Annotated in this window: 25 protein-coding genes; 17 read left to right on the forward strand and 8 right to left on the reverse strand. The window is 58.2% G+C overall.

Going from position 1 to position 23,792, the window contains the following annotated elements; translation table 11 throughout:
* Positions 1–500 precede the first annotated feature (500 nt).
* From RDK48_RS11355 to RDK48_RS11375, 5 genes are all read right to left on the reverse strand, one after another.
* On the reverse strand, positions 501–782 hold the full coding sequence (locus tag RDK48_RS11355; RefSeq protein ID WP_027180673.1) for a hypothetical protein: 282 nt from the start codon (positions 780–782) through the stop codon (positions 501–503).
* A gap of 117 nt (positions 783–899) precedes the next feature.
* A complete protein-coding gene (locus RDK48_RS11360; RefSeq protein ID WP_192112409.1) occupies positions 900–1,130 on the reverse strand; it encodes a hypothetical protein in 231 nt (76 codons plus the stop codon).
* Positions 1,131–1,202: 72 nt separating this feature from the next.
* Positions 1,203–2,747 carry a fused MFS/spermidine synthase gene (locus RDK48_RS11365; RefSeq protein WP_298992594.1) on the reverse strand — a complete coding sequence of 515 codons (1,545 nt, stop codon included), beginning with the start codon at positions 2,745–2,747 and terminating at the stop codon, positions 1,203–1,205.
* A 73-nt stretch (positions 2,748–2,820) separates the two neighbouring features.
* Positions 2,821–3,342: a nucleoside deaminase gene (locus tag RDK48_RS11370; protein WP_298992593.1), complete on the reverse strand. Its 522-nt coding sequence runs from the start codon at positions 3,340–3,342 to the stop codon at positions 2,821–2,823.
* Positions 3,343–3,349: 7 nt separating this feature from the next.
* The gene (locus RDK48_RS11375) at positions 3,350–4,015 is read right to left on the reverse strand and encodes a TIGR00730 family Rossman fold protein (RefSeq protein WP_298992591.1); all 666 of its coding nucleotides are present in this window, start codon (positions 4,013–4,015) and stop codon (positions 3,350–3,352) included.
* A gap of 252 nt (positions 4,016–4,267) precedes the next feature.
* On the opposite strand from RDK48_RS11375, the gene RDK48_RS11380 reads away from it, so the two are divergent.
* The 17 genes from RDK48_RS11380 (at position 4,268) to RDK48_RS11460 (ending at position 20,691) form a co-directional block, all read left to right on the forward strand.
* The gene (locus tag RDK48_RS11380) at positions 4,268–5,878 is read left to right on the forward strand and encodes an MBL fold metallo-hydrolase RNA specificity domain-containing protein (RefSeq protein ID WP_298992588.1); all 1,611 of its coding nucleotides are present in this window, start codon (positions 4,268–4,270) and stop codon (positions 5,876–5,878) included.
* A gap of 6 nt (positions 5,879–5,884) precedes the next feature.
* Positions 5,885–6,436: a 16S rRNA (guanine(966)-N(2))-methyltransferase RsmD gene (gene rsmD / locus RDK48_RS11385; protein WP_298992586.1), complete on the forward strand. Its 552-nt coding sequence runs from the start codon at positions 5,885–5,887 to the stop codon at positions 6,434–6,436.
* Positions 6,415–6,972, forward strand: a complete 558-nt coding sequence (coaD, locus tag RDK48_RS11390; RefSeq protein WP_374042275.1) for a pantetheine-phosphate adenylyltransferase — start codon at positions 6,415–6,417, stop codon at positions 6,970–6,972. The genes rsmD and coaD overlap by 22 nt, the downstream gene beginning before the upstream one ends.
* A 2-nt stretch (positions 6,973–6,974) precedes the next feature.
* The gene (gene miaA, locus RDK48_RS11395) at positions 6,975–7,919 is read left to right on the forward strand and encodes a tRNA (adenosine(37)-N6)-dimethylallyltransferase MiaA (RefSeq protein WP_298992581.1); all 945 of its coding nucleotides are present in this window, start codon (positions 6,975–6,977) and stop codon (positions 7,917–7,919) included.
* A gap of 87 nt (positions 7,920–8,006) precedes the next feature.
* Positions 8,007–8,696, forward strand: a complete 690-nt coding sequence (locus RDK48_RS11400; RefSeq protein ID WP_298993240.1) for a B3/4 domain-containing protein — start codon at positions 8,007–8,009, stop codon at positions 8,694–8,696.
* A 300-nt stretch (positions 8,697–8,996) separates the two neighbouring features.
* Positions 8,997–9,968 carry a nine-heme cytochrome c gene (locus tag RDK48_RS11405; protein WP_209818767.1) on the forward strand — a complete coding sequence of 324 codons (972 nt, stop codon included), beginning with the start codon at positions 8,997–8,999 and terminating at the stop codon, positions 9,966–9,968.
* Positions 9,969–9,994: 26 nt separating this feature from the next.
* A complete protein-coding gene (gene hmcB / locus RDK48_RS11410; protein ID WP_298992578.1) occupies positions 9,995–11,107 on the forward strand; it encodes a sulfate respiration complex iron-sulfur protein HmcB in 1,113 nt (370 codons plus the stop codon).
* The gene (gene hmcC / locus RDK48_RS11415; protein ID WP_298992576.1) at positions 11,108–12,322 is read left to right on the forward strand and encodes a sulfate respiration complex protein HmcC; all 1,215 of its coding nucleotides are present in this window, start codon (positions 11,108–11,110) and stop codon (positions 12,320–12,322) included. It abuts the gene before it with no gap.
* 23 nt (positions 12,323–12,345) lie between these two features.
* Complete coding sequence (locus RDK48_RS11420) at positions 12,346–12,495, forward strand: hypothetical protein (protein ID WP_022657922.1); 150 nt, start codon at positions 12,346–12,348, stop codon at positions 12,493–12,495.
* 457 nt (positions 12,496–12,952) lie between these two features.
* Complete coding sequence (rnk, locus tag RDK48_RS11425; RefSeq protein ID WP_298992574.1) at positions 12,953–13,366, forward strand: nucleoside diphosphate kinase regulator; 414 nt, start codon at positions 12,953–12,955, stop codon at positions 13,364–13,366.
* Positions 13,367–13,440: 74 nt separating this feature from the next.
* Complete coding sequence (locus tag RDK48_RS11430; protein ID WP_298992571.1) at positions 13,441–14,505, forward strand: peptidoglycan bridge formation glycyltransferase FemA/FemB family protein; 1,065 nt, start codon at positions 13,441–13,443, stop codon at positions 14,503–14,505.
* Between the two features lie 253 nt (positions 14,506–14,758).
* Positions 14,759–15,010: a HypC/HybG/HupF family hydrogenase formation chaperone gene (locus tag RDK48_RS11435; protein ID WP_022657919.1), complete on the forward strand. Its 252-nt coding sequence runs from the start codon at positions 14,759–14,761 to the stop codon at positions 15,008–15,010.
* Positions 15,011–15,363: 353 nt separating this feature from the next.
* Positions 15,364–18,180, forward strand: coding sequence for an isoleucine--tRNA ligase (ileS, locus tag RDK48_RS11440; protein WP_298992569.1), 2,817 nt, complete (start codon positions 15,364–15,366; stop codon positions 18,178–18,180).
* Between the two features lie 5 nt (positions 18,181–18,185).
* Positions 18,186–18,713: a signal peptidase II gene (lspA, locus tag RDK48_RS11445; protein WP_298992566.1), complete on the forward strand. Its 528-nt coding sequence runs from the start codon at positions 18,186–18,188 to the stop codon at positions 18,711–18,713.
* 38 nt (positions 18,714–18,751) lie between these two features.
* On the forward strand, positions 18,752–18,916 hold the full coding sequence (locus RDK48_RS11450) for a PLD nuclease N-terminal domain-containing protein (protein WP_245559823.1): 165 nt from the start codon (positions 18,752–18,754) through the stop codon (positions 18,914–18,916).
* Between the two features lie 11 nt (positions 18,917–18,927).
* Positions 18,928–19,938, forward strand: a complete 1,011-nt coding sequence (gene ybgF / locus RDK48_RS11455; protein WP_298992563.1) for a tol-pal system protein YbgF — start codon at positions 18,928–18,930, stop codon at positions 19,936–19,938.
* A gap of 123 nt (positions 19,939–20,061) precedes the next feature.
* Positions 20,062–20,691, forward strand: coding sequence for a protein phosphatase CheZ (locus RDK48_RS11460; protein WP_298992559.1), 630 nt, complete (start codon positions 20,062–20,064; stop codon positions 20,689–20,691).
* Positions 20,692–20,983: 292 nt separating this feature from the next.
* Here RDK48_RS11460 and RDK48_RS11465 read toward each other — a convergent pair whose 3' ends face one another.
* From RDK48_RS11465 to RDK48_RS11475, 3 genes are all read right to left on the reverse strand, one after another.
* Complete coding sequence (locus RDK48_RS11465) at positions 20,984–21,415, reverse strand: cytochrome c3 family protein (protein WP_298992556.1); 432 nt, start codon at positions 21,413–21,415, stop codon at positions 20,984–20,986.
* A 273-nt stretch (positions 21,416–21,688) separates the two neighbouring features.
* Positions 21,689–22,639 carry a formate dehydrogenase accessory protein FdhE gene (locus RDK48_RS11470; protein ID WP_298992552.1) on the reverse strand — a complete coding sequence of 317 codons (951 nt, stop codon included), beginning with the start codon at positions 22,637–22,639 and terminating at the stop codon, positions 21,689–21,691.
* Between the two features lie 406 nt (positions 22,640–23,045).
* Positions 23,046–23,705 (reverse strand): 4Fe-4S dicluster domain-containing protein, encoded by a 660-nt coding sequence (locus RDK48_RS11475; RefSeq protein ID WP_298992549.1) that lies wholly within the window; start codon positions 23,703–23,705, stop codon positions 23,046–23,048.
* Positions 23,706–23,792 lie beyond the last annotated feature (87 nt).

Below are 23,792 nucleotides of genomic sequence, written 5' to 3' on the forward strand. Positions count from 1 at the left end.
TCAGCAAAGCCCGGCAGGGTGTTTTTACAGTGCATTGCCAGCCCGCCAGCCAACATGCGTCTGCAACAGCAGACCACCGATAATCCTTAACGCAAAGCTAACGCCGCCCACGGTATGTTTCAACATACATAATGGTAGCGGATAGGCCGCAACTACGCCGCAACCATTGCCTCCGCAGCCACAGCTGCGGATACGCCGATGCTGCCACATGGGCGTATCCCCTTCCCTCCTCCTGCGCGAAGCGCCCTGATAAACCGGGGCGCTTCCTGCGCATGGCAGCACAAAAGCTCATAAAAAGCTTTTGTGCTGCCAACCTCAGCCCTGCTCCACAAAAAAAGGCCGACACTCCAAAAGGAGCCGGCCTTTGCCAGATGCAAGCTGGTTAAATATCCTGCAAGTTACAATGTGTAACTTTCACGCGCAGGAGGTATGCATTTGCCCGGTCAAACACGGGAGTGTACTTGCAAAAGCTGCAACTGCCCGCTCCGCCGAGGCTTTATCTAATTGATCCAGGAACTCAGGGCGTCAACAATCTTGCGGGCCTGATCCGCACTGGAAATATTGAATTTGGACTGCTGGCGGTATTCACCACCCGCCTTTTTGTAGCGCCGGATAACATACATGTCCGGGCCAAAACAGTCTTTTTCCGGTTGCCACTGCTGATAGCGAAAAAGAATGGTGGTCCACGCGCCCTTGCTCAGCACAACCTTGTCCAGTTCGTTAACGATAACCTGACCGTTTTCCTCAAACTGCACTGTGAGATCATCAATTGTTTCGTTCAAAAAAAGCCCCCCAAGTAGGCATTAGTAACGTAGTAACAGCAAGCAAGGGCCAAGCTCTGCCTTCCGGGCCTTACGGCCATCCAGCAAAGGTGGGCAACAGCGCTTTTGGCAGAAAACTTACCCGGCGTGTTCGACCAGTATCCCTTTGACGTTTTCCGGCAGTTCCGGCTTCTTCAACACCATTTCGGCGGGGCCGGGGCCATAATTTTTGGCCATCTCGCCAGCAGATGCGGAAAGAGCCATCAGTTCTTCCGCCGTGGTCAGAGAACTGCCGCTCACATACTTTCTCCCAACGATATCCAGCACGAGGTCATTGGGATTGACGGGTTTGACAACACTATTGTCCATATGCGCCTCCCTCACGTTAGGGCACCAGAATAGCTTTTTCCTCCGCCCTCTGCAAGCGTTGCCGCCTGTGCGCTACTGACGCAACAAAACCAGCGTGTAGCGTTCCACCGGGGCAAAATCATCCGTAAGCGCCGGGGTGGCAAAAGGGTCTGTACCCGTGTACCTGCTTGTCAGCATGTCGGCAAGGCGCAAGCCGCCTGACGGGGCATTTTCTGTGCCTGCCGCCGCAAGGGATGGCAGCGCGCCCGCGGAGCTGTCGGGCCGTTGTTCGGGAAAGGCCGCAACCATCAGGTTTTGCAGCTTGTCGGGTGCTTCGCCGCCAGCGCAATACACCTGCACCTCGGCAAAGGACTGGCGCAACGCGTTGAAAATCCCCTGAAACAGGCGACCATCCGGCCCTTCCACAGCGGAAATAACGTTCATAAGCACAACCCCGCCAGGGGCCACCGCCCGCCGCAGGGCAGCCGCGGCCTCGCGTGTTCCCATCTGGAAAGGTACGGCGTAGTGCGAGTTGAAAACATCCACAAACACCAAGTCATACTGATCGCGCTGACGATTCAGAAAAGCTCTGGCGTCCTCGTGGCGCACTGTCAGACGGGGATCGTCGCGCAGAGAAAACCAGCGCCGGGCGGTTTCCGTCATGGCCGGGTCAAGCTCCACCACGGTCACACGCACGGCTTCGGGCTTTGCCAGAGGGGAATTATCGGCAAGAAGCCACTTGGGAACAGAATACCCGCCGCCGCCCAGCATGAGCACCCGGCTCGCATGGGGCGTAAAATGCGGCCCCAGCGCGTAAAACTGGGTGTACCGGAAATACAGTTCATTGGGAGCGTCCAGATACATGCCCGACTGGCTGTAACCGGGGTCAGTAGCCATAAGGCGCACGGGCCTGCCGTTCTGCGCCCAGTCTACCCCTTCAAAAACGCGGATGCTGTTATAGGGGCTTTCCACCAGATGGCTCATGGCCCTGCCATCCTGCCAGCGGCCATAGTTTGCCGCCGCCACAGCCATAAGCCCGCAAACAGCCAGCAGCACAACGCGCAAACGCACCTGTCCCCCGCCGTTGCACAGCGAAAGCCCAAGCATGGCCGCAGCCACACCCCACAAGATGCTCGTGCTGCCCAAAAAGGATATGAGAATAAAGCCGCCCAGAAAGGTCCCCACAATACTGCCCGCAGTGGAGAGGGCGTAAAGCCTGCCCACGGTAGCACCTGAGGAATCCACGCTCTTGATGCGCAGGCGTATGGCATAAGGCGTCACCATGCCGAAAAAAAAGGCGGGCAGGGCAAAAATGCACACCGCCGCCAGAACCGCTGCCACATACAGGTTACCCACGGCAGCCGTCACCCATTGGCCGATGGCCTCATGGCACAAGGCCGTCAGCCCGCTGCCAAGGCCTGCCCCGGCCAGAGCCAGGGCCAACCCCCGCCGGGAAAGGGTCTTGTCGGCCATCCGTCCTCCCGCCCATGCACCCAAGGCTAGGCAGGCCAGCACCACGCCTATAAGGCTTGTCCACACGACGGCAGATGTTCCCACATGCGGGGCCAATACCCGCGCGCCGACCATTTCAAGCACCATGACCAGCGCGCCGCTCATAAATACTGTCAGTTCGAGCATACTGCTCCTGTGGCAGGTTGTGCGGCGGATGCAGGACTCAGACCCCGCCGCGGCTTCATTTCGACATGCCAGCCTACTCGCGCCTCTGGCCAAAAAAGTCGTGGAGCAAGGAGGCGCATTCCTCGGAAAGCACGCCGCCCATGTGCCATACCCTGTGATTGGCGCACTGGGCGTCAAAATATTCGGCGCGGGAAACAACAGCTCCGGCCAGAGGGTCGGCTGCGCCGTACACAAGCCCCGCAATGCGCGCATGGATTATGGCGGCGGCGCACATGGCGCAGGGTTCAAGCGTCACCACCAGCACACACTGGTTGAGCCTGTAGTTGCCAAGCGCAGCCCCGGCGGCCCGCAGCGCCAGCACTTCGGCGTGGGCTGTGGGATCATTGCCGCCGATGGGCGCATTGCCGCAACAGGCAAGGATGCGGCCATCCGGGGCCACCACCAGCGCCCCCACTGGCACCTCGCCCGCAGCACCGCTGACGCGGGCCTTTTCCAGAGCCAGCCACATCAACCCCTGCCAGGTATGACCCGGCGGGGGCGGCGTTAACGGCCCGGCAGGAGAAAAGGCCCGCGCGTCAGAGCTCTCCGTATTCATACGGCGGCTAAATAATTACCCTGCACAACTGGGCAACCACTTCTTCAGGCGTGTCGCAAACCGTAATGAGTTTGTCGATTTCGCCTTCTTTGATGAAACCCCGTGCAGCCATGGTCTTGCGCATCCATTCCAGCAGGCCGCTCCAGTAGCTTGAATCGTACAGAATGATGGGGAAAGGCCGGGTGCGCCCGGTCTGGGCCAGCACAAAAGCCTCCGAGAGTTCATCTATGGTGCCCATGCCGCCGGGCATGACCACGTAGGCCATGGCATATTTGACAAACATGAATTTGCGGATGAAAAAGTAGCGGAAATTGCAGCGTGTTTTTACATACTGGTTGCAGCCCTGCTCGTGCGGCAACTGGATGTGCAGGCCAACAGATACACCGCCTGCGTCATACGCCCCTTTGTTGGCGGCTTCCATAATACCGGGGCCGCCGCCGCTGATGATGCCAAATCCAGCTTCTACGAGCAGGCGCGAAATTTTTTCAGCATCTTTATATTCCTGCGAATCCGGCTTGCACCGCGCAGTGCCAAAAAGGGATATGCACTTGACCTTGAGCGCGTTGAGCGCATCAAGCGCCTCCACCATTTCCGCCATAATGCGGAAGGTGCGCCAGGATTCTGTGGTGACGGAAGAGAGATCGTCAATCATGTTCTGTTGCAGTTCAGGCATGAATGCTCCTTGTTCCTCTTGAAGTATGGGGGGAGACCTGCGCGCAAAAGACGCCGCACGGGCCAGCAACTTTCAGTATATGTGGGCCTTCGGCCAAAGGCAATGCGGGAACATTGTCGGCTGAGCCCTTGCTTGACGCTGGGGCGCGCTTGCGGCTATGGAAAAAAGTCTCCTTGCGTCTTTTCCGCCTTGTATCGCGGGCAGCAAGGGGCTTGCGGTCTTTCAGGCCGCCAACCCTCAGTGGAGGAACAGATGAAAGTACAATTTCTGGGTGCGGCGCAAACCGTGACCGGTTCGTGTTATATGGTTGAGGCAGCTGGCAAGCGCTTTTGCATTGACTGCGGCATGCACCAGGGCAACAAGGCCATAGAAGCCCGCAACCGCGAAGCTGAACTTTATCAGCCCACCGCTATTGACTTTATTCTTGTCACCCACGCCCACATTGACCACTCCGGCCTGCTGCCCAAGATGGTCAAGGAGGGTTTTGCCGGCCCCATTTTCTGCACCAAGGCCACCAGCGAGCTGCTGGACCTCATGTTGCAGGACAGCGCCCACATTCAGGAAATGGAAGCCCTGTGGGAAGCGCGCAAATACCAGCGGCGCGGGCTTAAAAATCCCCCCACGGCCCTGTACAATGTTGAAGACGCCCAAAAAACGACCACTCTTTTTCAAACTGTTGATTACCACAAGGTGTTTGAACCTGCACCGGGCATTCGCGTAACCTATTATGATGCTGGACATATCCTTGGTTCCGGCTCGTTGCGCCTTGAAGCCGATGAAGACGGCAAAACCACCAGTCTCATTTTTTCGGGCGACATTGGCCGCCCGCAGTCGCTCATTGTACGCAGCCCCGAAACCCCGCCCAAGGCCGATTACGTGTTCATGGAATCCACATACGGCGATCGTGACCACAAGGACGAAAACCTCAGCGTGGACGAACTGGGCGAAGCCATTGCCTACAGCTACGGCAAGGGCGAAAAGGTAATTATTCCGGCATTTGCCGTGGAGCGTACGCAGGAAGTGCTCTATTGCCTGCACATGCTCACCAAGCAGAACAAACTGCCGACGGATATGCCCGTATTTGTGGACAGCCCCCTGGCCATCCGCGCCACAGAAGTTTTTGAGCGCAACCGTGAGCTTTTTGACGATGAAGCCCTCAAAATGCTCAACGGCGGGGATGATCCCTTCTCGCTGCCCAACCTGCGCTACACGCTTTCCGCCGCCGAATCTCAGGCCATCAATGACTACAAGGGCCCTGCCATCGTCATTTCGGCCAGTGGCATGTGCAATGCGGGCCGTGTACGCCATCACCTGCGCCACAATATCTGGAAGCCCGGCGCAAGCATTGTTTTTGTGGGCTATCAGGGCGTGGGCACGCCGGGCCGCAAGCTGGTGGAAAAGGCCAAAAAGATCACGCTCTTTGGCGAAGATATTGAAGTTGCCGCCCGGATTTTCACCATCAACGGATTTTCCGGCCACGCCGGGCAAAGCCAGCTGATTGAATGGCTCAAACCCCTGACCGGCAACGGCGCGCAGGTGGTGCTGACCCACGGCGAGACAAAGGCCCAGAGCGTGCTGGCCGGACTCATTGAGCAAAAATTCGCCAAGCGCCCCTTTATTGCCACCTATCTTGAAGAAATGGTGCTTGAAGGGCCGCAGCTCACCGAAACCGTGCAGCACGAAACCCAGGCCCATCCCCGCGTCAACTGGACGTTCCTCACGGACGAAGTGGAACGCAAATGGGGCATGTTCAAAGGCAAGATGGCCGATGTTGAAAACCGCCCGTGGGTGGAACAAACCGAGCTGCAGGAGGCCATGGAAAAGATGGATTACGCCCTCACTCGCCTGCTCTCACGCATGTAGGCCGTCATGCGGATTATTTCGGGGCGTCTTGGCGGACGCAACCTTAAGACTGTTGAAGGCGAGGGCTATCGCCCCGCCATGGGCAAAACGCGCGAGGCGCTTTTTTCCATGCTCGCCGCGCGCGGCATGGACTGGTACAGTGCACGGGTGCTTGACCTCTTTGCGGGCAGCGGCAGCCTGACCTTTGAAGCCATCAGCCGGGGCGCGGAACACGCCCTGATGGTGGAAATGGCCCCCCAGGCCGTGCGCTGCCTCAAGGCCAACATCGCCGCCCTGGGGGTGGAAAATGAGGCCCGCATTGTGAGCGACGATGTGCTACGTGTGCTCAAAACTCCCCCTGCGGAGCCGTATTCGCTTATTTTTATGGATCCGCCTTACCGCAAAAATCTTGCCAATCCGGCCCTCAAGCTGCTGGCTACTCGCCGCTGGCTTGCACCGGGGGCTTTTGTAACGGCTGAAATTGAAAAAGACGCACGGGTAAACCTGCCCGCAGAATGGACTCTTGAGGCCGAACGCCTGTTCGGTCAGACACGCATATGCATCTGGACACTGCCATGAGAATAGCACTCTACCCCGGCACCTTCGATCCGCTGACCAACGGGCACCTGAGCCTTATACGGCGCGGCTGCGAAGTATTTGACCAAATTGTTGTGGCCGTGGCGGACAACACGCCCAAATTCCCCCTGTTCAGCCATGAAGAACGTGTGGAAATGGCCCGGGAGGCGCTCAAGGATGAACCGCGCGCCGTGGTGGAGCCTTTCTCCGGCCTCACGGTGGAATACGCGGCCCAACGCGGGGCCTGCGCCCTGCTGCGCGGGCTGCGCGCCGCCTCGGACTTTGAGTACGAATTCCAGCTGGCGCTCATGAACCGCCGCCTGCAACGCCGCATCCAGACGGTCTTTTTGATGACCGACTACCAGTGGCTGTTCATCAGTTCCACCATCGTCAAGGCAGCCGCCAGCCACGGCGCGGACATCAAGGGCCTCGTGCCTGAAAACGTGCGCACGGCCCTTATGGATAAATACCGCAAAGGTGAAGTGCGTCAGGGCACGCCCTGTCTTGCACCGCCTTTTGGCGGCTTCCGCGTTAAGTGATCATGCCTGAAACGACTTCTGCGCCGCTGCCGGTTATCTGCCTGGCCGGGCCTACCGGCTCGGGCAAAACGGCGGCGGCGCTTGCCATGGCCGCAGCTCTTGACGGCGAAGTGATCAACGCGGACTCGCGCCAGGTCTATGCCGATTTCCCCTTGATTACGGCCCAGCCCTCGCCGGAAGAACGCGCCTGCTGCCCCCACCACCTGTACGGTTTTTTGCCTACCGAAAAAAAGATCAGCGCAGGCCGCTGGGCAGAGGCCGCCGTGGACAAGGTGCGCGACATCCTTGCACGGGGCAAAACGCCCCTGCTGGTGGGCGGCACGGGGCTGTACTTTCAGGCCTTGCTGCGGGGCATGGCGGAAATTCCACCTGTTGACCCGCAACTCACCGCTGCGATCACCGCCCGCGTGGACGCGCAAGGAGCACCCTCCCTGCATGCCGAACTGGCGCAGACCGACCCCGCCTATGCCGCCAAAATCCACCCCAACGACCGGCAGCGCATCATCCGCGCGCTGGAGGTTTGCCAAAGCACGGGGCGGCCCTTTACGTGGTGGCACAGCAATTCCATGAGTACGCCGCTCTGCGTCGGCCCCCTGCTGACCCTGGACGCGCCCCTTGCATGGCTTGAGCCTCGGCTGGCCCGCCGCCTTGACCTCATGCTTGCAGGCGGTGCGCTGGACGAGGCCCGCGCGGCCATGCGCCATTGCGCCGCCCCTGCCGCGCCGGGCTGGTCAGGCATTGGCTGTGCCGAAGCGCTGGCGTACTTGCTGGGCCGTCTTTCGCTTGAGGACTGCCGCTCCCTCTGGCTGCGCAACACCCGGGCCTATGCCAAGCGGCAACTCACGTGGTTTCGCGCCCGGCCCGAGGCCCAATGGCTGCCGCCCGACGATCCCGCCGCAGTGGTGGAGGCCGCCTGCCGCTTCTGGCAGGAGGCGCGCACCAGCTAAAATTTTGGTGTTGGATGCTTTGCTTGCCAAGGCCCACCTGGAACTTTTATTGCTGTTTCAGGCCATTACAAGGGAGTACCCGTGGATATGCTCATGCCCGCCATTTCCATTGATCCTCATTTACGTTCACTCTGGCCGGATACCGCCCTCGGCTGTGTTTTCTGGTCTGCTCCTGTTCGGGCCGAAGAACCGCGACTATGGCAATTTTTCGGCCAGAATGTGCTGCCCGGTTTGCGCCAACGTCTTGAACACACGGAGCTTGCCGACATGCCGCAAATAGGTGCCTCGCGCCAGGCATTCAAGGCTTTTGGACGCGATCCGGGCCGGGTGCGCATTTCCTCCGAGGCGCTCTACCGCCGCGTACGGCAGGGCAAGGATCTGTACCGCATAAACTCCGCAGTGGATGCCAACAATCTGGTTTCGCTTGAAACGGGCTTTTCGCTTGGCACCTACGATCTTGCCCGCCTGAGCGGCAATATCGTGCTGCGTGCGGGGCGAGAAGGCGAATCCTATGCGGGCATTGGCAAGGACGAACTCGACCTCTGCCGCATGCCTCTTCTGGCGGATGATCAGGGCGCGTTCGGCTGCCCTTGCAGTGATTCCCGCCGGGCCATGATTGCCGAGGACGGGCCGGACACATCTTCGCCCCGGCGTCTGCTCACTGTTATTTATGGCTTTTCCGGCGCCGGACACGTCTCTGATGCGCTGAACATTACGCAGAAACATCTTGAAGTGTTTGCCGGTGCACAGATATTCGCCTCTTCCGTGCTCTGCTGAACGCCCTTGCTCGGCCAAAATCACACGATACGAATGTTTTTTCGCAAACAATCTGTGTTTTCTGTAGGTTGCGTGAACAATCAATAGAACGCTCTTTTTAGCGAAAAATATCCCAAGCTCCCTGTTCCCAAGGCATAAGAAGCAATTACAACAACGGCCCCTCCTTGACGTGTCTTGCATGCTGGGATACCGTTGCAATATCTGCGTGTTCACCCCCGTAGGGATCGGGGGTACGGAGGAACCCGCTGCAATGTATGCGGCGGGCGTTGGGGTAATGTCTGATTGCAAAAGGACAAGCACATGAGGAACGGCACATCACTGCTTTTGCTGGCGGCTCTGGCCCTGGCGGGCGCGGCGTGTCTGACGGCGCTCGGAGCTGGATCGGCCACGGCCGCAGCTTTGGAGCCGACAGACAGCGGCGCGCCGTCGGCCATTGTCATGTTTCCGGTAAGCGCCAAGCCCAATCCCAAGGGCGCGGCCATGAAACCCGCTGTTTTCAATCATCTCGCACACGAGAAAAAGATTGCCAACTGCGAAACATGCCACCACACCGGCGATCCTGTGGCCTGTAGCACCTGCCACACTACAGAAGGCAAGGCGGAAGGCAATTTCGTGACGCTTGACCGCGCCATGCATGCCACCAATATCGCCAAACGCGCCAAGGGAAACACCCCTGTGAGCTGCGTGAGCTGTCATGAACAGCAAACCAAAGAACGGCGCGAATGCGCGGGCTGTCACGCCATTGTGACACCCAAGCGCGACCAGGCATGGTGCGCCACCTGCCACAATGTTACGTCTTCCATGACGCCGGAGCAGATGCAGCAGGGCATCAAGGGCAAGCTGCCCCCCGACCAGAACGAAGCCCTGGCCGCTGAAACCGTGCTGAACCACAAGCCCGTGCAGCCCCTTACCGCCATGCAGGGTCCCTACAAGGTGAGCATTGATGCGCTGGCCGACAAGTACGAGCCCAGCAACTTCACGCACCGCCGCCATATGGCCTCCCTTATGGAACGCATCAAGGGCGACAAGCTGGCCGAAGCTTTCCACAACAAGCCCGAGACTCTGTGCGCCACGTGCCACCACAGAAGCCCGCTTTCGGCTACGCCTCCCAAGTGCGGCAGTTGTCACACGAAGGAAATCGACCCCGCCAATCCCAACCGTCCCAACCTCAAAGCTGCCTATCACCTCCAGTGCATGGGCTGCCACCAGGGTATGAACGTGGGTCGTCCTAAGAACACCGACTGCACCACTTGTCATAAGGCCCGCCCGTAGGGCGCCAACTGCACGGAGAAACGCATATGAATCGCAGAAAATTCCTGGCCATCATGGGAAGCGCGGGCGTGGTTTCGGCATTGGGCACTGCCAAGGTGGCCAATGCCGGGGTACACACCTTCCCCTACTATGCAGACAGCTACGGCGTGCTGCATGACACCACGCGCTGCATCGGCTGCCGCCGTTGCGAAGAAGCCTGCAACGCGGTGAACCACCTGCCCAAGCCCAAAAAACCCTTCACCGACCTTTCGGTGACTGCCACCAAGCGCCGCACCTCGGCCTATGAGTGGACAGTGGTTAACAAGTACAACGTCAACGGCAAGGACGTGTTCCGCAAATTGCAGTGCTTCCACTGCAACGACCCGGCCTGCGCCTCTGCCTGTTTTGCCAAATGTTTCCAGAAGCTGCCCGATGGCAGCGTGGCCTACGATGGTTCGCAGTGCGTAGGCTGCCGGTATTGCATGGTTGCCTGCCCCTTCTATGTGCCGGGCTTCCAGTACGACGAGGCGTTCGATCCTCTGGTGCAGAAGTGCACCTTCTGCGAACCCCGCCTCAAGGAAGGCAAGCTGCCCGGTTGCGTGGAAGCCTGCCCCATGGACGCCCTGACCTTTGGCCGCCGCAGCGACCTGATCAGGATTGCCCGCTCGCGGATCACTGAAAATCCCGGCAAGTACGTGAACTACGTTTACGGCGAACACGATGCCGGCGGTACCGCGTGGATGGTGCTTTCTCCCGCCGTGGCTGCTCCTGCCGCCGCCAAGGACGCCAAAGCCCATGATCCCCACGCCGACACCAGCGAACTCAAGCAGCTTGGGCTCGACAAAAACCTGGGCTCGCAGCCCATGGGCGAGTTGACCTACGGCGCGCTGGGTACCGTGCCCATGATCGTGGCCTTCTGGCCTGTGCTGTTTGGCGGTGCTTACGCCATGACCAAACGCCGCGACGCCATCTTCAAGGCGGAGAAGGACGCACACGTCAAGGAGACCAAGGACGATCTGGCCGCAGCCGTTGACGCAGCAGTGCGCAAGATTGAGGAAACCCAGGGTCCGGGCGCTGCCGACACAGCCCGCCGCGCAATGACCGATGCCTTGAAGGCTCGGGAAGCGGAGTGCTGCAAGGAGCACGGGGAGGATAAATAAATGGCACACCACAGCATAGTTATTCCCACCAGGGACAAGCTGTTCAATATCAGCGAATTCCTGACGCCCACCCCCGGCAACATCATTTCTGCCATCATTCTGGCCGTGGGCTTTGTTATCACCGTTATCCGCTTTACCGTGGGCATCGGTTCCGTCACCAACCTCAGCGATGTGCAGCCCTGGGGCATGTGGATCGGCTTTGACCTTCTGTGCGGCGTGTGCCTTGCAGCGGGCGGCTATTTCACCACTGTCGCCTGCTACATCATGGGCATGAAACACTTCCACTCGGCGGTGCGTCCGGCCATCACCACAGCCTTTTTGGGCTACGCCTTCGTGGTTATCGCCCTGCTGTACGATCTGGGCCATCCGCTGCGTCTGCCCTTCATGTTCTTCTTCCCCGGCACCACGTCCGTTCTGTTTGAAGTGGGTCTGTGCGTGGCGACCTACGTTTCCGTGCTGCTCATCGAATTTTCGGTGGCCCCGCTGGAATGGATGTCCTGCCGCTACCCCTGGCTCATCAAGATCCGCAAGATCGTGGTCAAGTGCACCATTCCGTTGACCATCTTCGGCGTGACCCTGTCCACCCTGCACCAGTCCTCGCTGGGTTCGCTCTATCTGATCTCCCCCGGCAAGGTTTTCCCCCTGTGGTACTCGCCCTTCATGCCCATGTTCTTCTTTGTGAGTTCCATGGCCGCTGGCGCGTCCATGGTTATCTTTGAAGGCATGCTGGCCCACCGTGGCGTGCACCACTACATGGACAAAACCCACCTGCGTGAAGCTGACGACGTGACCTTCAGCTTTGCCCGGGCGGCTTCGTTCATTCTCTTTGCCTACTTCATGCTCAAGCTTATCGACATGCTTGTGCAAGCCAACTTCCCCTACCTCTTCACGGGTTACGGGGCCTGGTGGCTGGTGGAAATGCTGGGCTTTGTGCTGATGCCCGCCCTGATCTACGCCAAGGGCGCGCGTGACCGCAATCTGACCCTGTGCCGCATTGGCGCGACCAACACGGTGCTGGGCATCGTGCTGAACCGCTTCAACGTTTCCATGATCGCCTTCAACTACAACTTGCCGTCGGCGGAACGCTACTTCCCCAGCATCTGGGAAATCTGCATCTCCATGTTTGTGGTGACCATGATTGTCACGGTCTACCGCTTTATCGTCTACAACATGCCGGTGCTGTACGAACACCCAGACTTCAAGGGCGAGCACTAAGCCGCGCGTAGGAGGAGAATCCCATGGAATTCAATACTTTCTATCAGTATTTTCTCTTCACGAAGAGCTGGGCTTATGTGATGATGTTTGTGGTACTGCCCCTTTATGTGCTGTACTGGAACTTCGTCCTGTTCCCCGAAAAGAAAGAACGTAACAACAACTCCAAGCACTAGCCTGCTCGGGGTACGGAATCACAAGGGCGGAACCGCAAGGCTCCGCCCTTGTTTTTTGTTCTGCTGGTTGCGGCAACCTCTGCCCGAAAAATTCATGCACACTATATTAATTGATAATTTCACACCTAAAACGAAGTTTTGCTTTTGTGCTTGCACATACGCAGGCCAACTGTTAGGCTAAGCTGATACAAATTGCGCAATCGTGGCGGCAAGCTTTCCGTATAAAGAATAGCTGCCCTTTTTTCTGTATCCAAACGTTTTTTTAGGCCAGGATAATACAATGCGTTTCTGCGTTTCTTTTGCAAAAAACATTTCCAGCGAAGTGACAAAACTTCGCGTTTTTTTTGCAACCTGATAACGCCCGCTTAACTACAATTCACAAAAAAGAGGGCGTACCGGTTACGCCCTCTTTTTTTATGCAACGCGCGCTGCCTTACGCAGCGCACAGGAGGTAAATATGCAAGAATATCCTAATATTACCATCACGAGCAAGGATGCAGCGCGGCTGGAAACCCTGCTGGAGACCCTGCCCGCCGACGGCTTTCCTGGGCGCAAGGCTCTGGAAGAAGAGCTCTACCGCGCAAATGTTGTTGCCCCAGAAGAAGTGCCGCCCTCAGTGGTGACCATGAACTCCACCGTACGTTTTGCCATGCTGCCTTCTGGCACAGAGCGCCGCCTGAAGCTTGTGTACCCCGGCAAATCAGACGCCAGCGAAGATTCCATTTCCATTCTGGCGCCTGTGGGCAGCGCGCTGCTGGGGCTTTCCGAGGGTGATGACATCCGCTGGCCCAACCCCAACGGCGGAACCCTGCACCTCGTGGTGCAGGAAGTGGAAGACCAGCCGGAACGCGCCGGGCACTACGACCTGTAAGCTCATTCCAACACCCGTTGCCGATTCCAGCGGGAACGGAACAACCTTATTCCCCACCTATGCGAGGAGGTATCATGGTGGATGTGATCGCCAAGGCGACTAACGAACTGAATCCGACAGACATACTGTTTCAGACTCCCTACTGGGCGCAGGTCAAATCGCATATGGGCATGGCCCCCCTGGCTTTTGACATTCATTCTACAAAAACCTGGGGCGACGTGCTGGTGCTGATAAAAGACCATTGCGGGCACAAGATGGCTCTTGTGCCGCAGGGGCCGGAGTATGCGCCTTCAGAGGATTCATACGGACAGTATCTGGAAGACCTCTCCGTTGCCCTGGCAGACCGGCTTGAACCGGACGTGGCCTTTATCCGCTACGACCTGCCGTGGAAATCCCTGTATGCGGACGAAATGCAGGAGCAGGGATGGTGCGCCTTTCCTGAAGCGCGCATACGCGAAATGCGTATGAACATGGGCACCAGATTCTGGAACTTCAAAAAGGCTTCCGCAGACATGACCGTGGCCAGTTCGCTGGTGGTTGATCTTGACGGCAGCGAAGACGACATCCTTGGCAGAATGAAGCCCAAAACCCGCTACAATATCGGCCTGGCCAGACGCAAGTGCGTGACTGTGGAAAAAGCGGACAGCAGCAACCTTGCTGATTTTTACGGCCTGTACGAACAGACAGCCAGAAGAAACGGCTTTGCCCCATGCAGCTGCAAGCAGTTTTCGGCCATGTTCCGATGCAATTTCGGCGCAAAGGATGGAGCAGATATTGTATTCTTGCTGGCACGGCACGGGCGCGATATCCTTTCTGGCGCTATAATCGGCATCTCAGGGCAACACGCCAACTTTCTGTACGGGGCATCGGGCAATATCAAGCGCAACTACATGGCATCCAGCCTTATGCACTGGACAGGCATACGCATTGCGCGGCAACTGGGCTGCCGCAGTTATGAAATGGGGGCTGTTTCGCCCACGCCTAATGCCACCCACCCCTTCAACGGGTTGCACCAGTTCAAGGTCGGCTTTGGCGGTCGCATCGAACTGCGGAGCGGCTCGTGGGACTATCCGCTGCATCAGGGGGCATACCGCGCCATACAGAATGCCGAGGCTATGTACAGGGAACTTGGGGAATGAAGGAAACGTTTGCGTGCATCGCGCTCATAAGAGCACGGCATACCCTGACGGCTTTGGCAGTGGGTGCACAACAGGCAGACAGCCATAGATACTGCACATATCCGAACAGTTCCGCCCGTTGCGTGCCCTGCCGCCACTTCATCAAGGCACCTTGCGTGAAGCTTGCCGCGCTGATAAGCTGAAAATCTGCGGAACAGTCGCGGCCTTGCAACCGGGCATTCAGTGATTATCTGCCTTTCAAGAGGTACCCAATATGTGTCTTGCCATACCAGCCAGAATTGAAGAACTCCAGGGAGAGGGGATGGCCCGCGTGCGCGTGGGCGAAAGCTCCACCTTTCTCACCGCTTCCATCATGCTGCTGCCCGAAGAACCCAAGGTCGGCGATTATGTGATCGTACACGCCGGTTTTGCCCTTCACACCATGACGCCGCAAGAAGCTGAAGACAGTCTGTCGGCCCTGCGCGAACTGGCCCAGGCCATGGATGGCGCTCCGGCAAACTTCTGACGGCCTAGTCCGCATAACTGTGCGGTCATTGCTGCGGAACAGAATATCCCGGGCGTTTCACTATTGCGCGCAACGCGTCTGAAACGCCCTTTTTGTTGGTGCTCCACGAGTATGAGCCAGCTTTTTCGTTCATGAAGAGGCGCATTTTGCAAGGCGGGTTGCCATGCAGCTACACAGTATCAGCGCGATCTGCCAGACATTTTCATGCTCAGCCTGCGCACATACAGGCCACGCCAGCAGGCACGCAGTGCCCTGCTCTTCTTGACTTTGCCCCGCTCTTTGCCCACAGTAGAGCGATTTTTTCACCGTACTATATTGCCAAGTCCTTGAGTTGAACTGTGCCGGGAGCCAGCATGAGCGATTATAAGAAAACATTGAACTTGCCTCAGACCGCCTTTCCCATGAAAGCCAACCTGGCCCAGCGTGAGCCGGAAACCCTGAAAAAATGGGATGCCATTAACAGCTACGAAGCAATGGTTGAAGCTTCCGGCAGCAAGGGAACCTACGTGCTGCACGACGGCCCTCCCTATGCCAACGGGCACATCCACATGGGCACGGCCCTGAACAAGATTCTCAAGGACATTATTGTTAAATCGCGCAACATGGCTGGTTTTGCCTCGCGCTATGTGCCGGGCTGGGACTGTCACGGTCTGCCTATTGAGCACAAGGTCGAGCAGGAACTGAAAGAAAAGAAAAAGACCCTGCCCGCCCATGTGGTGCGCAAGCTCTGCCGCGACTACGCCTCCAAGTGGATTGACGTGCAGCGCAAGGAATTTCGCCGGCTCGGCGTGCTCGGAAACTGGGAAGATCCCTACATGAGCATGCGGCCCACCTACGAGGCCGCCACCGCCCGCGAGCTTGCCAACTTTGTGGAAACGGGCGGCGTCATGCGCTCCAAAAAGCCCATCTACTGGTGCTGCTCTTGCCATACGGCCCTTGCAGAGGCAGAGGTGGAGTACTATGACCACACGTCCCCTTCCATCTTTGTGCGCTTTCCCTTGCAGGACGATGGCCTGAAAAAGGTATTCTCCGCTGCGGATCCCGCCCATGCTTTTGTGGTCATCTGGACCACCACCCCCTGGACGCTGCCGGACAACATGGCCGTGTGCCTGCACCCCGAGTTCACCTATGTTCTCGTGGAAGTGGACGGCGCGCAGTACGTGCTGGCCGAAGAACTGCTCGCCTCCTGCGCGGAGCAGTTCGGCTGGAGCGAACCCAAAATTCTTGGCCGCGCCACCGGCGAACAGCTTGAAGGCCTCAAGGCCCGCCACCCCTTCTACGCCCGCGTGTCGCCCATCATCCTGGGCCAGCACGTCACCCTTGAAGCTGGCACGGGCTGCGTTCACACCGCCCCCGGTCATGGCCGCGAAGACTACGAAGTGGGCCTCAAATACGGCCTCGAAATCTATTCGCCCATGGACGACGCCGGTCGCTTTTTGCCCACGGTGCAGTTTTTTGCCGGGTTGAATGTTTTTGAAGCAAACCCCAAGGTTATTGAAAAACTTGAAGAAGTTGGCGCATTGTTGCGCCAGGCCAAGATCAAGCATTCCTACCCGCACTGCTGGCGCTGCAAGCAGCCGGTTATTTTCCGCGCTACCACCCAGTGGTTCATCAGCATGGAAAAGAACGACCTGCGTGGCCGCGCGCTCAAGGCCATTGACGAGCAGGTGCGCTGGATCCCCGCCTGGGGCCGCGAACGCATCCACAACATGATCGAATTCCGGCCTGACTGGTGCATCTCGCGCCAGCGTCAGTGGGGCGTGCCCATCATGGCCCTGCTCTGCGAAGACTGCGGCGAAGCATGGAACGACCCCAACTGGATGCGCGACATCTGCGACCGCTTTGCCAAGCACCCCACCGGTTGTGACTACTGGTACGAGGCCGAACTTTCGGAAATCGTGCCGGAAGGCCTTGCCTGCCCGCACTGCGGCGGCAACCACTGGAAGCGCGAGACCGACATCCTTGACGTCTGGTTCGACTCCGGCACCAGCTTTGCCGCTGTGCTGGAACAGCGGCCCGAGCTTGCCTACCCCGCCGATCTGTACCTTGAAGGTTCGGATCAGCACCGTGGCTGGTTCCACAGTTCCCTGCTGGTCAGCGAAGGCACGCGCCAGCGCGCGCCCTACAAGGCTGTGCTCACGCACGGCTATGTGGTGGACGGCGAAGGACGCAAGATGTCCAAATCCATCGGCAACGTCATCGCACCGCAAGAACTCATTGAAAAATTCGGTGCAGAAATCGTGCGCCTGTGGGTTTCTTCAGTGGAATACCGCGAGGACATCCGCATTTCCGATGAAATTCTTGGCCGCCTTGTGGATGCCTACCGCCGCATCCGCAACACCTGCCGCTTCATCCTTGGCAACCTTGAAGGCCTCGGCAAGGACGATCTGCTGCCACTGAACGAGTTGATGCCGCTTGACCGCTTTGCCATTGACGCTGCGGCCCGGGTGCACGACCGTGTGCAGCAGGCCTATATGGATTTTGACTTCCACAAGGTCTACCACACCCTGCACAACTACTGCGTGACCGACCTTTCGTCCATGTATCTGGACGTGCTGAAAGACCGTCTCTACGCCTCCGGCCCCGCCAGCGCGGAACGCCGCTCGGCCCAGACCGCCCTGTGGCACATCCTTGGCCTGTTGCTGCGCGACATGGCCCCGGTGCTCTCCTTCACTGCGGAAGAAATCTTTGCGCATCTGCCCGAAGGCCTGCGCGGTGCGGAACCCACGGTATTTGCCCTTCAGCCCATTGAATCTGCCCCGCTTATGCTTGACGAAGGCACGCGCGATGACTGGAACGTGCTCGCCGCCGTGCGCGGGGCAGTAACCAAGGCCATTGAGCCCATGCGGCGCGATGGCGTTATCGGCCACTCACTCGACACCCGCGTGACCCTCTTTGTGGCAGACGAACTGCGCCAGCGCCTTGAGGGCCTGAACACTGACCTGCGCGCCTTCTGCATTGTTTCGCAAATCGCCATGCAGCCCCTTGAAAGCGCACCGCAAGGCGCGTACTGCGATGAAGAAATCGCCGGGCTTGCCATCGGCGTGGAAAAGGCTCACGGCGAAAAATGCGAACGTTGCTGGATTTACAGCACGGAACTTGGCACCGATGTGGAGCATCCCACGCTCTGCCCCCGCTGCACCGCCGTTATCAAGGCCATGGAAGCGTAACAGGAATGCCAAGGCGTTATTGCATACTCGGCATAGCGGCCATTGTCGCCCTTGTTCTCGATCAGGTGAGCAAGTGGGCTGTCATGCAGTTCATACCCGAGCACAGGCCCATCACGGTCATTGCCGGGCTGTTTGATCTGGTCAACATCCGCAATCGCGGCGCGGCCTTTGGTTTTTTGAACCGGTCAGACATTGAGTGGCAGTTCTGGCTTTTTCTCGCGGCCACGGTTGTGGCTGTGTGGGCCATTGTCATGCTGGTGCGCAGCTCGGATGAAGACCCCTGGCTGTTCGCGGCCCTTGGGCTTGTGATGGGCGGCGCGCTTGGCAATCTGATTGACCGTGTGCGCTTTCGCGCCGTGGTGGACTTTTTGGATGTCTATTGGGGCGACTGGCACTGGCCAGCCTTCAATATAGCCGACTCGGCCATATTTGTGGGCGCGGTGCTGGCCTGCCTGATTCTCTGGCGCAAGCCCCAGGCTGTCGCCAGCGACAAAGGCGGCAAACCAACCCCCGGCAAGGGAGGAACCGCATGATCTTTCATTGGTGGCATGTGCTTGTGGTAATGTTCCCCATGATCCCGACATTGTGGAGCATTCTGCACATATGGGGACATGAGTTTGAAACCCCGCAACAGCGCGCCCTGTGGCTTGTGCTGGTAGTTTTTCTGCCATGTGTGGGGGGAATCATCTATATTTTCACCGGACGAAAAAAAGTTCTGGGAAAAGTGCAAAATTGAAAGAGGGTACTATGCGCACACTCCGTACTATGTACATCCTGACTCTGGCTTGCGCGGCGCTGCCTTTGAGCGGCTGCATGGGTGGCAGCACCAGCAGCGGTAATGGCAGCATCTCACTGGAACAGCAGGTGCAACAGCAAGACGTGCAATTGCGCCAGTTGCAGCCTGCTCAGGCTGATGCCTGGAGCCAGATTCAGACGCTGAGGCAGGAAGTCAACACGCTCAAGGGCCAGATTGACGATCTGCAAAACGCAGGCGGCGCCAAGGCCCTGGTGGGCCGTGTGAGAACGCACGATGAAGCTCTGCGTCAGGTGGAGCGCAGCATGGCGCTGAACCTGAACCTTGGCGACCCCATGACCAGCGGCGGCAGCGGTGCAGCCCCCTTTGCGCAGGCGGCACCCCAGGCTGCTCCTCAAGCGGCGCCCCAGGCGGCACCTGCGTTCAGCCAGCCGGGTTATGGCCAGCCTTCTTACGGGCAGGCAGCGGCAGGCGGCATGGCCGCTGGTTCCGTGGGCTACGCTGCGGCCTCCGCCGCTGGCGATCAGGGCGCAGCAGCGGCACACCCACAGCCCGTCATCAACCCCAGCTCCAGCACCTGGGGCCAGCCCAGCCCCCAGCCCGAGCCGCAGGTTCAGGCTCCCCAAAAGGACATCTCGCTGGCGCTTTTTGACGCTGGCGTTAACGCCTACCAGTCCCGCAAGTACGATGAGGCGCAGCGTTCTTTCAATGACTTTCTGAAAAACTACAAAGACCACAGCCAGGCTCCCGAGGCCCAGTATTATCTGGCCGAGTGCTATTTCCAGCGCAACCAGTTTGCGGATGCGGCCCTGGCGTACGATGCTGTTATCAAAAAGTATCCTTCTTCTTCCAGCGCGCCTGGCGCGTACCTCAAGCAGGGCATCAGCTTCAGCAAGCTCAATCAGTCTGCGGCTGCCAAAACCCGCCTGGAAGAGCTGATCAAGAAATATCCCAACTCGCCAGAAGCTGCGCGGGCCAAGACGTTTCTGAAGACCAACAAGTAAGTATCCCGGCTCCGCCGCGCCCTCGCGCGGCGGAGTTTTTTACTGCATTTTTTACCTTTGACCATACACCTTCAAAGGTTCAAACGCACAAATTAAACCGCGCCGCGCGCAAAGGGGACGGGCATGAGCGACGAAAAGCCCGAAGCCGCAGTTTACAAGCAGATCAGCACGGAAATGCGCCAGGGTCTGAGAGAGATTTTTGAGCGCATCTCCACTGCCTCCAAAGGCCAGCCCCTGCCCCCTCCAAATCCAGATGCGCTATTTCTGGAAGCATCAAGCCAGCTGGATGAAGTGCTGAAAGATACGGAAAGCGCCACCATGACCATCATGGAAATTGTGGAGCGGCATCTGGATCTTCAAGAACAGAATGCGGCGCATCTGGCAGGATTGCTTAGCGGCGGCGCGGATGCGACCCCCATTGCCGAGCTGGAAGCAAACAACAAGCTCCTTGGCGATGACCTCACGTCAGTGCTGACCGCCCTGAGCTTTCAGGACATCACAGGCCAGCGCATTAAAAAGGTCGTTTCTGCCCTGAACCAGATTGAGGCAATGGTGGTGGAACTCTATGTTTCCACGGGCCTTATTCTGGACGCGGCTGAAAAAGACCCCAGCAAGAACGTTCAGGAATTGCAGGATGAAGCACGTCAGGCGGTCAAGGAATTCAACCAGGGCCGCAGCGAACTCAAAGGGCCTGACAAGGCCGGGGCTTCGCAGGGCGCTATTGACGACATGCTTTCCCAGTTGGGCCTCTAGACGGATATCTTGTTAAAATCTTTTCGGCTATTGAATCAGGGCGTTGCAAAACGCCCTTTTTTTTGCGCCCAATGCCACGTTGCAGTTCTTTACTGTTTATTCAGGCCCAAAAGGGTTCAGCCGGAACCGGCCACCATTGGCGCGATGATGCACTGAAGAAGATTCGCATGGGAGAGGATGCCCAGCCTGACGGAGCCGGAACTGCACCACACCTGAATGGCTTGTTTTGCAACGCATAAAGGCCCCTTTCGGGGCCTTTATGCAATACAGAAAACCTGTGGCGGGAGTGAGCTTACTTCTGCTTGGCGGCTTCGCGAGCGCTGGCGGCCATGTGGCAGGGACGGCATCCCTTGAACTTGGCGCCATACTTGGCGGGATTTTCCTGAGCCTTCTGCGAGTGGCATCCGTAGCAAGAGCGGTCGCCATTCTTGGAGTGGAAGGCCATGAACATGCTCATGGGGTCACGTTCGCGCGCACCAGGGGTGGCGTGGCATTCGGTACAGGCTACGTAGCGGCTGTCGCTGCCCACTTCGTGGTGGCAGTGCATGCAGTTGATGCCTTTATGCGCCGTGTGGGGGAACATGACGCTCATACGCGAAGATGTTCCACCAGGAATTTCAATAGGCTTTTTAATAACCTGCGACATTTCCTTGATATCACGCGCCTGCGCTTCGCCAACCCACGCGAGGCTCAACGCAAGCAGCAACAAGGTCACATATTTCATCAGCTATTCCTCCTACTGGGTTCGTAAAGCGCAGGAGCAGGCCCCGGCGCACCACAGGCGGCTGAAAAACCGCCATCAACACCACTCTCTCCGCAGCGGTTGTTCTACCCTAATAATGCCTGTATGTGCAATAATTAAAGACTGCTACATCAGGAGCATTTAAACGGTTCAACAAACCGACTCAGCAATCCGCAGACAGTCAGACTGCCAGCAATAAATTTTGCAGTAATGGCAGCTTCAAAAAACGCCTTTCGGGTTTGCCCCAAGCTGCCGCTAAAACATGTTCCAGAATGACGGCCTGACTGGTTTCAACTTTTTACGTGCTGCCACCATATCCAGATGCAGCATGCCAAGCGCCAGCGCATCCAGGTTGGGAACAAACTCGCGTTCGCGCAGATCCACCGCCGGGCAGTAAGACTTGCACTTGGTGCACCAATCCAGCCGCTCACCGTGAGCAGTGCCGCTTTCACGCAGCAGTTCCATAACTCCGCTGCCTTCCTCGCCGCATGCAGGGCATGCGCCACGCCGGAATTTCCAGTCCGCTCCGCACACGCCGCAGTGCAGGTGTTTTTTACCTCCGCCGCCCGCAAGAAAAGCATTTTTTTCATCAATGCTGGGTTTATCCATCCAGCCGATGGTAGGCAGTGCGCCGCACACAGGGCAATATCCCTGCCGCCATACATCGCCGGCTTCCCAGGGGGTGTCGCCGTCTGCGGATACGGCCTGGACGGTCATGCCGCGCAAAATCGGCGCAACGATGAACCCCGTCACAAAGTCCAGCACCAAGGGGTCAAGGCCAATTTTTTCAGCCAGAGCCGCCAGGGCATCCCTGTCGCCCGAGGCAGCGGCGCAAACCAGCTCTTCCGCTCGTTGGGCTTCAGCTCCGTCAGATTTCAGAAAAAAATCCGTGAGCTTGGCCTTGTGGGGAACTACGGCGTCCATGCGGCATAACATGGGCAGCAGCTTTTCTGCGCAAATGCGCACCGCTGGGGCCACGCCTGCAAAGGAAGCTCCGGCAAGCATTGAAACACCCTGCTCCATTCGCTGCGGCTCAGCCTGCGGCAGTGACAAGCCCTCTTTTTTCAGGCTTTCGGCCACAGCATCGCCAAGCTCTTCCTGAGCGGTAAGCAGCGGTTCAAACGACCGCAGCACAGGGGCCAATACCGGGCGCCACGAGATAACTTCTTCAAGGGTTTGGGCAACGGTTTGCCTTTTAACAGCCATTGATACTCCGTATGCCGAGGGGTACTCCCGGCTAATTTCCCAAACTATGCAACACTGAGAATGTCTGCTCCCAATGTTTTCAAAATGCTCATTCCGGCATTTCGCAACGCAAATGCATGGGGTGCTGCCATTTCCGCGTACCGATCAGGCATCGGTCTGACAGACCGTTACACTGCCTTGGCAAACGCCAGCTTTTGAAGCCGCACGCACAATTCAAGGCGAGCCTGCGTCAACCGGTTGAGGCAAAAACCAGGGGCCGCTCCAGCAACGTTCACGCCGCAACAAGGCAAACGTGTTTGCTGGGGTTGTACCCTGATGGTGAACCAAAGCGAAGGATTTGCCAAGCCCCCGCAGTGCTTTTCTACCCCCGCAGCCATACGCCTGCGGGGGTAGAGGGGATAAGGCCTTACATGAAGGCCGCGTATTCGTAGTAGTGTTCTTTTTCTTCGGCCAGCAGGTAGATGACGCTCACGTCCTCTACATCAGCCAGAAAAGCCTTGGGGAAGGTCTTTTTGACAATCTCAAGCCGCTTTTTGGCCATGGGCAGGATTTCTTCCCTTTCGCCAAAAGCCATGGTGCCCGTGGGGCACGTCTTGACGCAGATGGGCAGCATGCCCGCAGTGACGCGGTCAATGCACATGTCGCACTTGGTCAGACATTTGGTCTTGGGATCCAGCCGGGGGATGTTGTAGGGGCAGGCGTCAATAACGGCCTGTGCATCCTCGGGGCTCAGCTTGGCGCTTTTTTCCGTGGCTATCACCATGCCCGTTTTGGGGTCCTTGATGATGGCGCCGGGCACGGCCATGTCGGCCACTTCCTTGCAAATAGGCGTAAGGCAGTGGCGGCACTGGTCGGGGAAGAAGTTCCACACGACGGTGCCGTCAGGCTTCATACGCTCGCGAAAACGAACAATCTTGAGGTTGTTGGGGTTCAGATCCGGCGGATTCTGATGAGTGCCGCGCTGCTTGGTCTCATTGGCAGGCAGGTCATGCCATTCCTTACAGGCCAACTGGCAGCCCCGGCATGCCGTGCACCGAGTGGTGTCGATCAAAAAAGTCTTCGGCATAGCAATGCTCCTTGGCGGGGGGGGCCGCACCCTCGGAGCAGAGCTGCGTAAGGCTGTTCTGTATGTGGCAGACAGACGTGTATTGTT

Origin of the sequence: uncultured Desulfovibrio sp. (assembly GCF_902477725.1) — a bacterium.
GTDB lineage: Bacteria > Desulfobacterota > Desulfovibrionia > Desulfovibrionales > Desulfovibrionaceae > Desulfovibrio.